The 13670-nt window shown below is 68.6% G+C and carries 13 protein-coding genes and 1 tRNA gene; 7 read left to right on the top strand and 7 right to left on the bottom strand.

Annotation, left to right across the window (positions count from 1 at the left end; genetic code table 11):
- The first annotated feature begins 98 nt into the window (after window positions 1-98).
- Together RTL41_RS08705 and RTL41_RS08700 are read left to right on the top strand one after the other, a co-directional pair.
- On the top strand, window positions 99-1103 hold the full coding sequence (locus tag RTL41_RS08705) for an NADP-dependent oxidoreductase (protein WP_312163352.1): 1005 nt from the start codon (window positions 99-101) through the stop codon (window positions 1101-1103).
- A gap of 80 nt (window positions 1104-1183) precedes the next feature.
- The gene (locus tag RTL41_RS08700) at window positions 1184-2083 is read left to right on the top strand and encodes a cobalamin biosynthesis protein CbiG (protein WP_312163350.1); all 900 of its coding nucleotides are present in this window, start codon (window positions 1184-1186) and stop codon (window positions 2081-2083) included.
- Here the strand turns inward: RTL41_RS08700 and RTL41_RS08695 are convergent.
- The 7 genes from RTL41_RS08695 to glmU form a co-directional block, all read right to left on the bottom strand.
- Window positions 2080-2487, bottom strand: coding sequence for a VanZ family protein (locus tag RTL41_RS08695; protein ID WP_312163348.1), 408 nt, complete (start codon window positions 2485-2487; stop codon window positions 2080-2082). The two genes, RTL41_RS08700 and RTL41_RS08695, sit on opposite strands and share 4 nt — an antisense overlap.
- Window positions 2488-2546: 59 nt before the next feature.
- A complete protein-coding gene (locus tag RTL41_RS08690; RefSeq protein WP_312163346.1) occupies window positions 2547-3923 on the bottom strand; it encodes an MATE family efflux transporter in 1377 nt (458 codons plus the stop codon).
- 106 nt (window positions 3924-4029) lie between these two features.
- A complete protein-coding gene (locus RTL41_RS08685) occupies window positions 4030-5409 on the bottom strand; it encodes a class II 3-deoxy-7-phosphoheptulonate synthase (protein WP_312163345.1) in 1380 nt (459 codons plus the stop codon).
- Between the two features lie 92 nt (window positions 5410-5501).
- Complete coding sequence (locus tag RTL41_RS08680) at window positions 5502-6653, bottom strand: O-antigen ligase family protein (protein WP_312163343.1); 1152 nt, start codon at window positions 6651-6653, stop codon at window positions 5502-5504.
- Between the two features lie 50 nt (window positions 6654-6703).
- Window positions 6704-8080 carry a glutathione-disulfide reductase gene (gor, locus tag RTL41_RS08675; protein WP_312163341.1) on the bottom strand — a complete coding sequence of 459 codons (1377 nt, stop codon included), beginning with the start codon at window positions 8078-8080 and terminating at the stop codon, window positions 6704-6706.
- A 10-nt stretch (window positions 8081-8090) separates the two neighbouring features.
- The gene (gene rpiA, locus RTL41_RS08670; protein ID WP_312163340.1) at window positions 8091-8777 is read right to left on the bottom strand and encodes a ribose-5-phosphate isomerase RpiA; all 687 of its coding nucleotides are present in this window, start codon (window positions 8775-8777) and stop codon (window positions 8091-8093) included.
- Window positions 8778-8814: 37 nt separating this feature from the next.
- Complete coding sequence (gene glmU / locus RTL41_RS08665) at window positions 8815-10164, bottom strand: bifunctional UDP-N-acetylglucosamine diphosphorylase/glucosamine-1-phosphate N-acetyltransferase GlmU (RefSeq protein WP_312163338.1); 1350 nt, start codon at window positions 10162-10164, stop codon at window positions 8815-8817.
- 83 nt (window positions 10165-10247) lie between these two features.
- Here glmU and gph point away from each other — a divergent pair, with 83 nt between their 5' ends.
- The 5 genes from gph (at window position 10248) to RTL41_RS08640 (ending at window position 13607) form a co-directional block, all read left to right on the top strand.
- Window positions 10248-10961 carry a phosphoglycolate phosphatase gene (gene gph / locus RTL41_RS08660; protein ID WP_312163336.1) on the top strand — a complete coding sequence of 238 codons (714 nt, stop codon included), beginning with the start codon at window positions 10248-10250 and terminating at the stop codon, window positions 10959-10961.
- Between the two features lie 18 nt (window positions 10962-10979).
- A tRNA-Val gene (locus RTL41_RS08655) sits at window positions 10980-11054 on the top strand.
- Window positions 11055-11095: 41 nt separating this feature from the next.
- Complete coding sequence (locus RTL41_RS08650; protein WP_312163510.1) at window positions 11096-11806, top strand: sialate O-acetylesterase; 711 nt, start codon at window positions 11096-11098, stop codon at window positions 11804-11806.
- Between the two features lie 330 nt (window positions 11807-12136).
- Complete coding sequence (locus tag RTL41_RS08645) at window positions 12137-12973, top strand: HNH endonuclease signature motif containing protein (RefSeq protein ID WP_312163334.1); 837 nt, start codon at window positions 12137-12139, stop codon at window positions 12971-12973.
- A 148-nt stretch (window positions 12974-13121) separates the two neighbouring features.
- On the top strand, window positions 13122-13607 hold the full coding sequence (locus tag RTL41_RS08640; protein ID WP_312163332.1) for a DUF4826 family protein: 486 nt from the start codon (window positions 13122-13124) through the stop codon (window positions 13605-13607).
- The last annotated feature ends 63 nt before the right edge of the window (window positions 13608-13670 follow it).

Here is a 13670-nt window from a genome sequence, read left to right as displayed (position 1 = left end):
CCGAAACCAACCTAAGGGCCGCGCCTTACACGGAAGGCCCCCTCGACGCCACCTGCGCCGAGCGCCAACATGGCCGTGGAACAACAGGGAGACGCCAGATGACCACCTCGCGCGAGGTCCGGCTGAAGAGCCGCCCCGTCGGCCTGCCCACCGCCGACAACTTCGAACTGGCGCTCGTCACCCTGCCCCCGCCGGCCGCCGGCGAGGTCCAGGTGCGCAACGACTGGATGACCGTCGATCCCTACATGCGCGGCCGCATGAACGACGCCAAAAGCTACTCGCCGCCCTACGCCCTGGGCGAGGCCATGCACGGCGGCGCCATCGGCACGGTGATCGCCTCGGGCGACGAGGGCTTCAAGCCGGGGGACCTGGTGCAGTCCAACTACGGCTGGCGCGAGGCGTTCAACGCCCACGCCTCCATGGTCCAGAAGGTCGACGCCATGGGCCTGCCGCCCCAGACCTTCCTGGGCGCCGCCGGCATGCCCGGGATGACCGCCTATGCGGGCCTGCTGCGGGTCGCCGGCCTGCGGGAGGGCGACGTGGTGTTCGTATCCGCCGCCTCCGGGGCGGTCGGCTCGATGGTCTGCCAGATCGCCAAGCTGAAGGGCCACAAGGTGATCGGTTCGGCCGGCGGCGCCGAGAAGGTCGCCTTCCTCAAGGAGGAACTCGAGGTCGACGAGGTCATCGACTACAAGGCCGTCCCCGACCTGACGAAGGCGCTGGAGGCGGCGGCCCCCGAGGGCGTCGACGTCTATTTCGAGAACGTCGGCGGCGAGCACCTGGAGGCGGCGCTCAACTGCGCCCGCCCCTTCGCCCGCTTCGCGCTGTGCGGGATGATCTCGATGTACAACGCCACCACCCCGCCGCCCGGGCCGCGCAACATCGCCCTGGCCGTGGGCAAGCAGATCCGCATGGAGGGCTTCATCGTCTCCAGCCACTACGACCTGCTGCAGGCCTTTCACCACGACCTGGCCGAATGGCACGCCGCCGGCAGGCTGAAGTGGAAGGAGACGGTGGTCGAGGGCGTCGAGCGGGCGCCCGAGGCCTTCCTCAAGCTCTTCTCCGGCGAGAACTTCGGCAAGATGCTGGTCAAATTGACCTGATCGCCCCGGCGCGCATCGGCCGTTGGCCGGCCGGGAACGAGCCGCTACAAGCCAGGGGTTAGCGTCTGCCGGAGTTACCCGTGTCTCGCCTCTTCAGCGCCTATGTGATCGTCGACTGGAGCGCGGCGGCCAAGCCCGCGACGGGCCCCGACTCCGTCTGGATCGGAGTGATGAAGCGCGACCTGCGCTTTCGCCTGACGTTCGAGTCCTTCAACCCGGCCACCCGGGCCGAGGCCGAGAAGAAGCTGGCCGAGATCCTGGACGACTTCAGGAAGCGGGGCGAGCGCGCCCTGGTCGGCTTCGACTTCCCGCTCGGCTTCCCGCGGGGCCTGGCCAAGGCGCTGGGCCTGCCGGGCGACCTGCCCTGGCGCGCGGTCTGGGACCAGCTCGACAAGATGGTCAAGGACAAGGCCGACAACACCAACAACCGCTTCGGCGTCGGCTCGGAGATCAACCGGCGGCTGACCGGCGGACCCTTCCCGTTCTGGGGCTGTCCGCCCAAGGACGCCCTGACCACGCTGCAGCCCAAGCGCCAGCGCGCCCATGGCCCGGAAGACCTGCCCGAGTTCCGCCATGCGGACGTGGCCGCCAAGGGCGCGGCCTCGATCTGGAAACTCTACTACAACGGCTCCGTCGGCGGTCAGGCGATCCTGGGCATCCCGGCGGTCCGCCGCCTCAAGCTCGCGCGCGGCGAAGGGGTCAAGGTCTGGCCCTTCGAGACCGGCTTCAAGGCGCTGACCGAGGCCGACCTGGCCGGGGTCGAGGTGGTGGTGGCCGAGGTCTATCCCTCGCTCTACAAGGCCCAGCCGCAGCCGGGCGAGATCAAGGACCAGGCCCAGGTCCGGGTGAGCGCCGAGCACTTCGCCCGCCTGGACGAGACCGGCAAGCTGGACGCGATCTTCGCGGCCAGGAGCGGGGCGGCGGACGTCCTGCTGGACGCCGAGACCGAAGAGGGCTGGATTCTCGGCGTCGAAGCCTAGGCGGCGGAGGTTTCCGGGACGCGGTCGGAGGCCCGGCGTCGGCGCTCCACCACCGGCGGGCTGCGCAGGGATTGGATCCACATCGGGACCCAGACCGCAAAGGCGCCGGCGGCGTCGGCGGCCAGATCGCTGAAGCTGACGCCGCGATGGGTGAACATCTGCGCCACCTCGATCGAGGCGCCCAGCATGATCGCCGCCAGGGTGATCTCAAGCCGGCGGTTCTTGGGGAAGGCCGCCATCATCAGCACGGTCAGGCCATAGAAGGCGATGAAGTGCGCGGCCTTGTCGGCCGGCACGAAGGTCTTCTCCACCCCCTGCAGGCCGGGCGTGATCATGCCCACGCCGCACACGACGGCGGCGGCGATCAGCAGGACGCGGGCGGTGATCTTGGGCGAGAGGACCATGGGCGGCACCCTCGCAGATCAGCGTGAATCGACCGTTCACCGCGCGAAAAATAGTTCAGCTACAACCCGCGGTTCGCCAGCATCCAGAACCGGGCGCCGAGCAGGCCGGCCGACAGGAAGGAGGCGGCGATCACCGCCCAGACGATGCCGTTCAGCCCGATCTGCAGGTGAATGGCCAGGAACCAGGCCAGCGGCATCATCACCACGACGTAGCTGGTCAGGTGGGTGAAGGTCGGCAGCCAGACGTCGCCGCGCGCCCGCAGCGCCTGGGCGATCACCACCTGCAGGGCGTCGACCAGGAAGAACAGGCACGACAGCACCAGCGCCGCCGAGGCCATGGCCACCACCACCTTGTCGGAGGTGTAGGCCAGGCTGATCAGGTTCGCGCTCGGCCAGATCACCAGCGAGATCACCAGGCCGAAGACGGCGGTCATGCCGAACCCGATCAGGCCCGCCCGGGTCACGCCCCGGGCGTCGCGCGCGCCATAGGCGCGGCCGACCATCACCGCCGTGCCGGTCGAAAGGCCCAGCGGCACCATGAAGACCAGGGCCGCGACGTTCAGCACCACCGCCCAGGCCGCGACGCTGAGGCCGCCCATCCAGCCGGCGAAGATGTTCATCGAGGCGAAGGCCGCCACTTCGAAGAAGTTGGAGGCGCCGGCGCCGTAGCCGATCCGCCGCTGCTCGACCTCGGAGGGCTTGTCGCGCTCGGGCCTGTCGAAGACGCCCAGCGCCCGCGCCTCGGGCATCCGCCAGATGTAGGCCAGGACCGCCAGGGCCAGGAAGGTCCGCGCGCCGGTCGTCGCCCAGGCGCCGCCGACGGCGCCCAGGGCCGGCAGGCCGAAGGTCCCGGGCACCAGCAGCAGCAGCAGCGCCAGGTTCACGCCGTTGGCCAGCCACATCATGACCGCCCCCGGCTTGGGCTTGCCCAGCCCTTCCAGCCAGAAGCTGGCGGCCACGCTGAAGGCGTATCCCGGCAGGGACAGGGCGAAGATCAGCATCGCCTGGGCCGCGCCGTCCGCGAGATCCTGGTCCAGCCCGATCACATGCAGGAAGGTCGGGCCGGCCAGCACGGTGACCACGGTCGAGGCGATCCCGATCCAGAAGCTGTAGACCAGCCCCCGGCGCAGCACCGCCCCGGTCAGTTCGCGGCGCCCCTGCCCGATCCGCCGGGCGGTCATCACCTGAACCCCGGTCAGCAGGCCCACGCACATGGTGACGACCACGCTGGTCGGCGCCCAGGCCAGGGCGTGATAGCCGAGCTGCGTGGCCGAGAAGCGCCCGACGACGATGGCGTCGGACAGCCCCATGACCATGATGCCCAGGCGCGAGAGCACGACCGGCCAGGAGAGCTTCCACAACTCGGCCGTCTCGGTGCGCACGACGTCGATTTCGCGCCCTCCCGAGGGAAGGGCAGCCTGGGCCGGGTCGGCCATGATCTCACCGGTTTTCAAAGAGGCGCGGAACGTGACGCGTTGGCCGGCCCGCCGCAAGGGGCGAGCCGGCCTTGGTGCTCATTTTCCAGGCGCCCGCAGGCGCGGTCTAGATCGCCGCGCGCAGCGCCGCCTCGAGCCGCTCTTCCTTCAGCTTCTCGGCCACCAGGAAGGCCAGCTCCAGCGCCTGCTCGCCGTTCAGGCGCGGGTCGCAGTGCGTATGGTAGCGGTCGGCCAGGTCGCCCTCGGTCAGGGCCCGCGCCCCGCCCAGGCATTCGGTGACGTTCTGGCCGGTCATCTCCAGGTGGACGCCGCCCGGGTGCACGCCCTCGGATTCGGCGATCTGCACGAAGCTGCGGACCTCGGAGAGGATGCGGTCGAACGGCCGGGTCTTGTAGCCGTTGGCGGCGGTCAGGGTGTTGCCGTGCATCGGGTCGATGGCCCAGACCACCGAGCGGCCGGCCTTCTTGGTCGCCTGCAGCAGGCGCGGCAGGCGCTCGGCGATCTTGTCGTGGCCGAAGCGGCCATAGAGCGTCAGGCGGCCCGGCTCGTTCTTGGGATTGAGCACGTCGATCAGGCGCAACAGGTCGTCCGGCTCCATGGTCGGGCCGCACTTCACGCCGATCGGGTTCTTGATGCCGCGGAAGAACTCGATGTGGGCGCCGTCCAACTGGCGGGTGCGCTCACCGATCCAGACCAGGTGGGCGGAGGTGTCGTACCACTCGCCCGAGGTGGAATCGACGCGGGTCATCGCCTCCTCGAAGCCCAGCAGCAGGGCCTCGTGGCTGGTGAAGAACTCCACCCGATGCAGGTCGGGCTGGCTGTCGGGCGTCACGCCGATGGCGGCCATGAAGGTCAGCGCCTCGCTGATCTTCTCCGACAGTTCGCGGTACTTGGCGCCCTGCGGGCTGTCGGCGACGAAGCCCAGGGTCCAGCGGTGGATGTTGTAGAGGTCGGCATAGCCGCCGCCCGCGAAGGCGCGCAACAGATTGAGGGTGGCGGCCGACTGGCCGTAGGCCTGCAGCAGGCGTTGCGGGTCGGGCGTGCGCGAGCCCTCGTCGAACTCCATGCCGTTGATGATGTCGCCACGGTAGGACGGCAGCTCGACGCCGTTCACGGTCTCGACGGGCGACGAGCGCGGCTTGGCGAACTGGCCGGCCATGCGCCCCACCTTCACCACCGGCTTGCCGCCGGCGAAGGTCAGCACCACCGCCATCTGCAGGATCAGGCGGAAGGTGTCGCGGATGTTGTCGGCGTGGAATTCCTTGAAGCTCTCGGCGCAGTCGCCGCCCTGCAGCAGGAAGGCGCGGCCCTCGGCCACCTCGCCCAGCAGGCCCTTCAGGCGGCGCGCCTCGCCGGCGAACACCAGCGGCGGCATGCCGCGCAGCACCTGTTCCACCTTCGCCAGTTCCGCCAGGTCCGGATAGTCGGTCGGCAGATGCTTGGCGGGCTTGTTCCTCCAGGAGGCAGGGGTCCAGTGTTCGGTCATGGCTCAACTCCGCGCCCGCACGACGAACGGGCCGAGGGCTTCTAAACCCAGAATGATTGCGCAGTCGATGACGTAGGAAGGCGTTGGCCGCCTTACCAGGCGTTTTCCGCGCGGTCCTGGCCCTGACGCTGCACCGCCAGGCATCCGGTCGCGGCCAGGCCGCCCACCGCCAGCCACCACTCCTGCCACATGCCGAAGGAGACCGCCGAGAAGGTCAGGTAGGCCACCGCGGTGCCGGCCGCGACCGCCCGGCCCAGGTCGCGGCGCGGATGACCCTGGGTGGCGATCGCCACGAACCAGAACACCGCCGCGGCGGTGGCGCCGATCAGGCCCAGCTCCAGCCAGACCTGCAGCGCGCCGTTGTGCGGGTGCAGGGTGATCCCGGGCCCGAACATGCGGCTGGCGTCGATGCCCCAGCCCCGGAACGGGTGGTCGCCGATCCAGTCGCCCGCGTGCCGCCAGTAGCTCATCCGCATCGACCAGGAGAGCGGCACCTCCGCCTCCAGAGCCTGGAACCAGCCCAGCTTGCGCGTCGCCCAGACGATCCCGGGCGCGGACAGGAAGAACAGCGCCGCCATTCCGCCCAGGGCCCGCGGCGCGGCCGCCGGCCAGCGCCAGACCGCCCAGGTCGCCAGCCCGCTGAGCAGCAGCGCGATCGCCGGCGCGTCGGCGTCGAGCCCCAGGCTGGCGCCCAGGACGCCGGCCGCCATCAGCAGGCCCGGCCACACCCCGTCCCCGGTCCGCCAGCCCGCCAGGGCCGCGGCGGGCGTCAGCACCGCCAGCACGAAGCCGCCCTGGGCGACGTTCTTGACCGCCAGGTCCGGCCGGATCGGATCGTTCATCGCCTGGCGCAGCGCCTGATAGACGGCCGCGCCGGTCAGGGCCTCGATCGCCAGCAGCGCGCCCAGCAGCGCCAGGCCCCAGGCGAAGATGCGCAGGGCCAGCGTCCGGCTGGGCGCCGACGCCGCGCCCGCCGCCCGGAACAGCGCCCAATAGAGCACCGCCTGCAGCACCAGCTTCATCGCCGTGGCCTGCTCGGCCTTGGCCGGGTGGAACGGGCTCCAGACCATCGAGGCCAGGGCCCAGGCCGCCAGCACCAGGATCGCCAAGGCCGCGGGGCGGTCCTTGTCGCCGATCCGCAGCGCGCCCAGGCTAAGAAATCCGCCCAGCCCGACCACGGGGGCGAAGGCCAGCGGCCCTACCCAGCCCGCGATCGGGGTCAGGGTGAAGACGAAAGCCAGCACCCATCCAAACCAGGCCGCTTCCCGAACCTGACCGGGCGCAGCCGTCGTCGTCACGCCGCCGTGCCCTGCGGCACGTACTTGTCGCGCATGGTCACCAGTTCTTCGGCCAGGGTCGGATGGACGGCGCAGGTCGAATCCCACTGCGGCTTGGTCACGCCCATCTTCAGGGCGATGGCGGCCATCTGGATGATCTCCGGCGAATCCGGCCCCACGACGTGACAGCCGAGGATCTTCTCGCTGCCCGCCTCCACCACCAGCTTGATCATGCAACGCTCGTCGCCCCCGTAGAAGGTCGTCTTCATCGGCCTGAAGCGGGACAGGTAGATGTCGACCTTGCCATGAAGATGGCGGGCGTCGGCCTCCGACAGGCCCACGGAGCCGACCGGCGGCTGCGAGAACACCGCCGAGGCGACCATGTCGTGATCGAAGGTGGTCGGGTTGCCGTAGAACTCGGTCTGGGCGAAGGCCGCGCCCTCGCGGATCGCCACCGGCGTCAGGTTGATGCGGTCGGTGACGTCGCCCACCGCCCAGATGTTCTCGACATTGGTCCTGGAGAACTTGTCGACCGCGATCGCGCCCCCATCGTTGAGCAGCACGCCGGCGGTCTCCAGGCCCAGCCCCTCGACATAGGGCTTGCGGCCGGTCGCGAACATGACGAGATCGGTCTCGATGTCGCCGCAGCCGTCCATGTGGCTGACATAGCCGGTGGCGGTCTTCTCGATGCTCTCGTGCTGGCAGCCCAGCATCACCTTCACGCCGCGCTTCTTCATTTCCTCGGCGAGGTGCGCGCGGACGTCGTCATCGAAGCCGCGCAGGATGTTGGGGCCGCGATAGACCAGGGTGGTGTCGACGCCGAGGCCCGCGAAGATCCCGGCGAACTCCACGGCGATGTAGCCGCCGCCGGCGATCATGATCCGCTTGGGCAGCTCGGGCAGATGAAAGGCCTCTTCGGAGGTGATGATGTGCTCCGAACCGGCGAACTCGGTCGGCTTCCAGGGACGACCGCCCGTGGCGATCAGGATCTTGTCGGCGGTCACCTCGCCCTTGTCCGCCAGATCGATGGTGTGGGCGTCCTTCAGCCGCGCCTTGGCGTGGACGATCTCGGCCCCGGCGTTGCTGAGGTTGGTGACATAGATCCCCGACAGGCGGGCGATCTCGCGGTCCTTGGCCTCCAGGAAGCGCGCCCAGTCGAACTGCGCCTCGCCGACCGACCAGCCGTAGCCCTCGGCCACCTGCGCCTGGTTGGCGAATTCCGAAGCGTAGACCATGAACTTCTTCGGCACGCAGCCGCGGATCACGCAGGTGCCGCCGACGCGATGCTCTTCGGCTAGGCCCACCTTGGCCCCCGACAGCGCCGCCAGCCGCCCGGCGCGCACGCCGCCGGAACCGGCCCCGATCACGAAGAGGTCGTAGTCGTACTTCGCCACAGGCGTCTCCTTACGGCTCGAGGGTGACGACGCCGTCCGGCGTGCCCACCAGGGCCATGTCCGCGAGGTCCAGGAAGAGGCCGTGATCGACCACGCCGGTCACGCTCTTCAGCGCGGCGGCGAGCAGGGCGGGATCCTCGATACGCCCGCAAGCTGCGTCATAGATGAGGTTGCCGCCGTCGGTTTTCACCGGGGCGCCGTCCTTGAGCCGCAGGCGCGGGGCCACGCCCAGGTCGCATTCGGCCAGGGCGTCGCAGATCCGCAGGGCGGTGGTCTCGTGCCCGAACGCGACCACCTCGATCGGCAGCGGGAACTTGCCCAGGGTCGGCACGCGCTTTTCGGCGTCGGCGATCACCACGCAGCGCCTGGACGCCTCCCAGACCAGCTTCTCGCGCAGCAGGGCCGCGCCGCCGCCCTTGATCAGCGCCAGGGCCGGGCCGATCTCGTCGGCGCCGTCCACGGTCAGGTCGATGCTCTTCACCTGGCCCAGCTCGCCCAGCCGCACGCCCAGGCTCTGGGCCAGCTCGGCCGTCGCCAGCGACGTCGGCACGCCGACGATGTCCAGGCCGCGCGCCGCCAGCGCCTTCACGAACCAGGCCGCGGTCGAGCCGGTGCCCAGGCCCACGGTCATGCCGTTTTCCACGAGGGCGGCAGCGGCTTCGCCGGCGGCCCGCTTTTGATCGTCTGCAGTGCTCATAGCGGTGACATAGGCCAAGCGCGGCCTCGCCGCGACGTCATTTCTTCGCCTTCTTGGCCATCTTTGCGGCCCGGAACCTGGCCGCCCAGCCGTCCTTCTCGACCTGCGCGCCGCGCTCCAGGGCCAGGGCGTCCGGCGCGACGTCGCGGGTGATCACCGATCCCGAGCCCGTATAGGCGCCCGCCCCGATGGTCACCGGCGCCACCAGCGAGGCGTTCGACCCGACGAAGGCCCCCTCGCCCACATGGGTGTCGAACTTGTCGAAGCCGTCGTAGTTGCAGAAGATCGTGCCGGCCCCGATGTTGGCCTTGGCCCCGACCGTGCCGTCGCCCAGATAGCTGAGATGATTGGCCTTGGCGCCCGCGCCGACCTTGACCTTCTTCACCTCGACGAAGTTGCCGATGTGCGCCTCCTCGCCGATCTCGGCGCCCGGCCGCAGGCGGGCATAGGGGCCGATCAGGGCCCCGGCCTTCACCTTCGCCCCTTCCAGGTGGCTGAAGGCGCGGATCACCGCGCCGGTCTCGACGCTGACCCCGGGGGCGAAGACCACGAACTGCTCGATCACGGCGGCGGCCGCGATCTGGGTGTCCCAACTGAAATGCACGGTGTCGGGGGCCAGCATCTGCACGCCCTCGGCCAGGAAGTGCGCGCGGCGGCGCTGCTGGAAGATCGCCTCGGCCTGCGACAGTTGCATGGCGGTGTCGGCGCCCATCACCGCGCTTTCCGGCGCCAGCGACGCCCGGACCAGCGCGCCCTCCGCCACCGCGATCTTCACCGTGTCGGTCAGGTAGTACTCGCCCTTGGCGTTGTCGTTCGTCACCTTCGACAGCCAGCCGAACATCCGCTTGCGGTCCGCGGCCATCATGCCGGCGTTGCAGACCCTGACCGCCAGTTCCTCCGGCGTCGCGTCCTTGGCTTCGACGATCCGCAGCACGTGGCCGTCGGCGCCGCGCAGCACCCGCCCATAGAGCAGCGGATCGGCGGGCTCGAAGGCCAGCATCGCCATGTCCGCCCCCCGGGCCCGCAGGTCGAACAGCGGCTCCAGATCGCCCGCCTCCAGCAACGGGCAGTCGCCGTTCAGCACCAGGACGTCGCCGTCGAAATCGGCCAGCGCCTCGCGGGCGGCCAGGACCGCATGGGCGGTGCCCAGCGGCGGATCCTGGACCGCCACGGCCTCGTTCCCCAGCCGCGCCTCGACCAGGGCGCGAACGCCGGGGCTGTGATGGCCCACCACCACCACGATGCGCTCGCAGCCGGCGGCCTCGACGGTGTCGATCACCCGGTCGAGGATGGTCCGGCCTCCGACCTTGTGCAGCACCTTCGGCGTCGGCGACTTCATGCGCGTGCCCTGGCCGGCGGCCATAATCACAGCGGCGCGTCGTGTCATGGATCGGTCCTTACGAGTCGGGCGGATGTTGCAATCATGCGGCGTTTAGCCGAAACGGCGAGCGGTTTCGACGGAGGGTTTCCTTGACCGACCTCAGCGCGCTGGACGGCGCGACCATCGTCTTCGACCTTGACGGGACCCTGGTGGATTCCGCGCCCGACCTGATCGGCACGCTGAACGTCATCCTCAAGCAGGAGGGGATCGACCCGCTGCCGTTCGAGGAGGGCCGCCCGTTCATCGGCCATGGCGCGCGCCGGCTGATCGAGCGGGGCTTCGCCGCCCAGGGCCGCCCGGTCCCGGCCGAGCGCGTGCCCGAACTCTTCGAACGCTTCATCGCCCACTACGACCGGCACAGCGCCGACCTGACCCGGCCCTATCCCGGCGTCGTCGCCTGCCTGACGCAGATGAAGGCGGCCGGCGCCCGGCTGGCGGTCTGCACCAACAAGCTGACCGCTCTGTCGACGCCGATTCTCGAAAAGCTCGACCTCGCCCAGTTCTTCGACGCCGTGGTCGGGGCCGATTCGGCCCCCGCGCCCAAGCCGGACGCCCGCCACCTGCTCCACACCGTCGAGGTCGCCGGCGGCCGCATCGAGCGGACGGTGATGGTCGGCGACGCCGCCACCGACGCCGGCGCCGCCCGCGCCGCCAAGGCCGCGCTGATCCTGGTCAGTTTCGGCTACACGGAGATCCCGGCCGCCGAACTGGCCCCCGACATCCTGGTCGACCACTACGATCAGATGGCAAATGCGTGCGTTCGGCTTCTGACCGCTTGCCCGGCGCAGAGCGAGCGGCTATAGGCGCACCCTTCCTGCGGCGGATGCGTAGCTCAGCGGGAGAGCACCTCGTTCACACCGAGGGGGTCACAGGTTCAATCCCTGTCGCATCCACCATTCCTTCCGCCGCTAGACCGGCGTAAGTTCCTTCCTCGCCAATACCTCCGAGAAGTCCGCCGGTTAGGCGGCTAAGCATCCCTGCGCCCGGCTCTCCGAGAGCCGCCAACCGGCGCCGATGGGAAGCCTATGCGCCTAGCATCAACTCCGCCCCCAAGGGCCGTTGGGGGCCAGAAGCGCAGCTGATCCGCGAATTTCGGGCCCGCTACCCGGCGGCTCCACTTGCGGTCATCAAATACGCGCCTGGTCAGACCGGTGTGGCGCTCGATCCCGACCAGCGGGACTGGAACGTGCATAGCCGACACGAGGCCTGGGACCGCCTGACCGCAATGACGGACGCCGCCCTGGCAAGCTGCCATCTCCGTTTGGATGCGGTCTTCTGGATGGGCAACCATCACGATGGCTTGAGCCAGGAAAAGGCCAGCCGGGTGCGCGAGAACATGAGGGAACTCGTCCAGGCCAGTCGGGCGAAATGGGGGGCGGGGGTCCCGTGGATCGTTGGCCTTCCCGACGACACCGCGCCCTATGCGGCGGTCGTCCGGCGCGGCCTGGCCGAATTGGACTGGGCCGATCCACGGATCGTCAGCTTCGATACGGCCGATTACACGCTGCAGTCCGACGGCTTGCACTACGACGCCGCCGCGGTGATCCGGCTAGGCCGTGACTTCTACGCAGGTTGGGAACGCCTTGCCGCGTCGCATAGTGAGGAGCGGATGCCATCTGGACCGCAGCGGACCGGCGGCGGCGCCTGAGCGTTGCGGGAGCATTCGAACCCTTCGCGCCTAATCTGACTTCCGCGAAGAGGCCAAATCTCCGGCAGCTCCGGGCCTGCGCGAAAGATCTGTGCCGGGCCACCCGCGCCGCCCTGCCTTCTGGCGTCTCACTTGAGATCCGATCGGCAGGGACGTACCGGTGCAATTGTTCCCCTTTTGTTCTTGACGTGCCAGCGCGATTGTGCGAGAATTTTAGTACGGTTGGAAACTGCGGCCACGCTGCGGAACGACCGCTTCCCCACAGATTTGGCATCACCTCGCTCCCCAATAGCGATGGGGGATGACATCACACTCCCATGGAGGGCGCGCATGCCTAGAAGGGCCGTTGATCCCGCAAACCTTGAGGGCGAGGCGCTCAATCGATGGTACCTGCGGACGCCGACTGACGTCGAAGTCGAGCGGAGGGTCGCGGCGGACCAGCGCCATCAGGAATTCTTCGGACAGCCCCAATTGGGGCCAGAACTCGCCCTGCCGGAGATGCAACCACAGCACACACTAGCGGGCGACGATGACGTTCTTTGGATGCCTACCGGGCGTGGCGGCTACCGCGCCGTCCGTGGAGGGAGCAGTGGCAGCTGGTCTAGCATCGACGAGGGACCCGTGTGGCCGGGCGCACTGCCCGCCGAGCCCGCGGCGCCTGAGTTTGCCGCGTTCCTCAATGTCGGTAACCCCGAAAACAAGCGACTGAAGCAAGAATACATCCAGAAGCACGGGTACTGGCCAAAAGCCGCCGACGGAAGGGACTACGACGTCTCGCATATTCGAGCCATCGCTGACGGCGGCACAAATACACTCGACAATATTGAACCCATGGACCCGGACGAACATCGCGCGAAGCACCAGAGGGATGGTGATCCGCAGCGCTATGGAAAACGGCCCGGAATTGCGCGCGCGTTCGGCGGAAAGGTCGAACCTCCAGCTCATGCACCAAAGCCGGCTCGAAGCCCGAGGGTGAATGGTCTTGGCCTGCTGGGTCTGATCCCAAATATTACCGGAATCCTCAGCGGACGAATTCGCACTGACAGCTTTGACAACTTTACGAGCGACATGCTCGGCTACCCAAGTCAGGAGGATATCCGCCGTCGCAACGAGGAACTGCGCCGACGGTATTTTCCCAATTCAAAGCCTGGGGATCTGGTCGCATAGCTGCGTCATCGGGGCGGGTGTCAAAATCGTCCGCCATTCTCGACCTTTGATTGTATCCATCAGAACTCGCAGTGGCGGACTTCCGACTCAGGTGGTCATGTCGATCCCCCTCGCTCTTCTCTTCGATCCTCGCCGCAGCTAAGGTCGCATGGCCATGCTGGTTGACACATCCCGCTTTCCATTCGGCCGAAATATTGACTACGACAGCGGCGAGGAAGTTGAGGGCCTTCGTGCGCTGCAGGCGGAGGCAAGGGTCTTTATCGAAAGCGACAGCTGGGCGCCGCCCATCGCTGACCTTGTACTCGCATTTGGCGTTGCGCCGATCGTAGCGCTCTTTCTGGTGAAGTTCGAAAACCCTACGGCGCCCGAAGAAGCCGAGCGATGGGCGGTCGTCGGCAATCTACCCTCCATGCACTTCGAGACCGATGACACGCCAACACCGGCTCTCGCATTGCAGCTCTACTGCGCGATCGCGCAGGATTGGGCCGACAATATCTTTGAGGGCCGCGATCTCTCCGACAGCTATCCCGTCGACGTCGCGCCGACCCGAGAGCATGCGAAAATGCTGTTGGGTCGTATCGATTTCATTCGGCGAGAACTCATCCCGCTGGCTGAGCCCCCGCCTGAGTGCTGAGGCGGAGACCAGTCACCTGCGCACTACCCACGCCACCATTTTCTTCCACAATCTCAACCGCGA

This window comes from Phenylobacterium sp. (assembly GCF_031984885.1).
Classification (GTDB): Bacteria; Pseudomonadota; Alphaproteobacteria; order Caulobacterales; family Caulobacteraceae; genus Phenylobacterium.
The sequence above is the reverse complement of the archived record's forward strand: the minus strand, read 5'-3'. Positions and strand labels throughout refer to the sequence as shown.

Excerpts from the sequence above, each read along its gene's own strand:
- RTL41_RS08705 (WP_312163352.1), top strand. The coding sequence starts at position 99 with ATGACCACCTCGCGCGAGGTCCGGCTGAAGAGCCGCCCCGTCGGCCTG.
- RTL41_RS08695 (WP_312163348.1), bottom strand. The coding sequence starts at position 2,487 with ATGGTCCTCTCGCCCAAGATCACCGCCCGCGTCCTGCTGATCGCCGCC.
- RTL41_RS08690 (WP_312163346.1), bottom strand. The coding sequence starts at position 3,923 with ATGGCCGACCCGGCCCAGGCTGCCCTTCCCTCGGGAGGGCGCGAAATC.
- RTL41_RS08685 (WP_312163345.1), bottom strand. The coding sequence starts at position 5,409 with ATGACCGAACACTGGACCCCTGCCTCCTGGAGGAACAAGCCCGCCAAG.
- rpiA (WP_312163340.1), bottom strand. The coding sequence starts at position 8,777 with ATGAGCACTGCAGACGATCAAAAGCGGGCCGCCGGCGAAGCCGCTGCC.
- glmU (WP_312163338.1), bottom strand. The coding sequence starts at position 10,164 with ATGACACGACGCGCCGCTGTGATTATGGCCGCCGGCCAGGGCACGCGC.
- RTL41_RS08645 (WP_312163334.1), top strand. The coding sequence starts at position 12,137 with ATGCCTAGAAGGGCCGTTGATCCCGCAAACCTTGAGGGCGAGGCGCTC.
- RTL41_RS08640 (WP_312163332.1), top strand. The coding sequence starts at position 13,122 with ATGGCCATGCTGGTTGACACATCCCGCTTTCCATTCGGCCGAAATATT.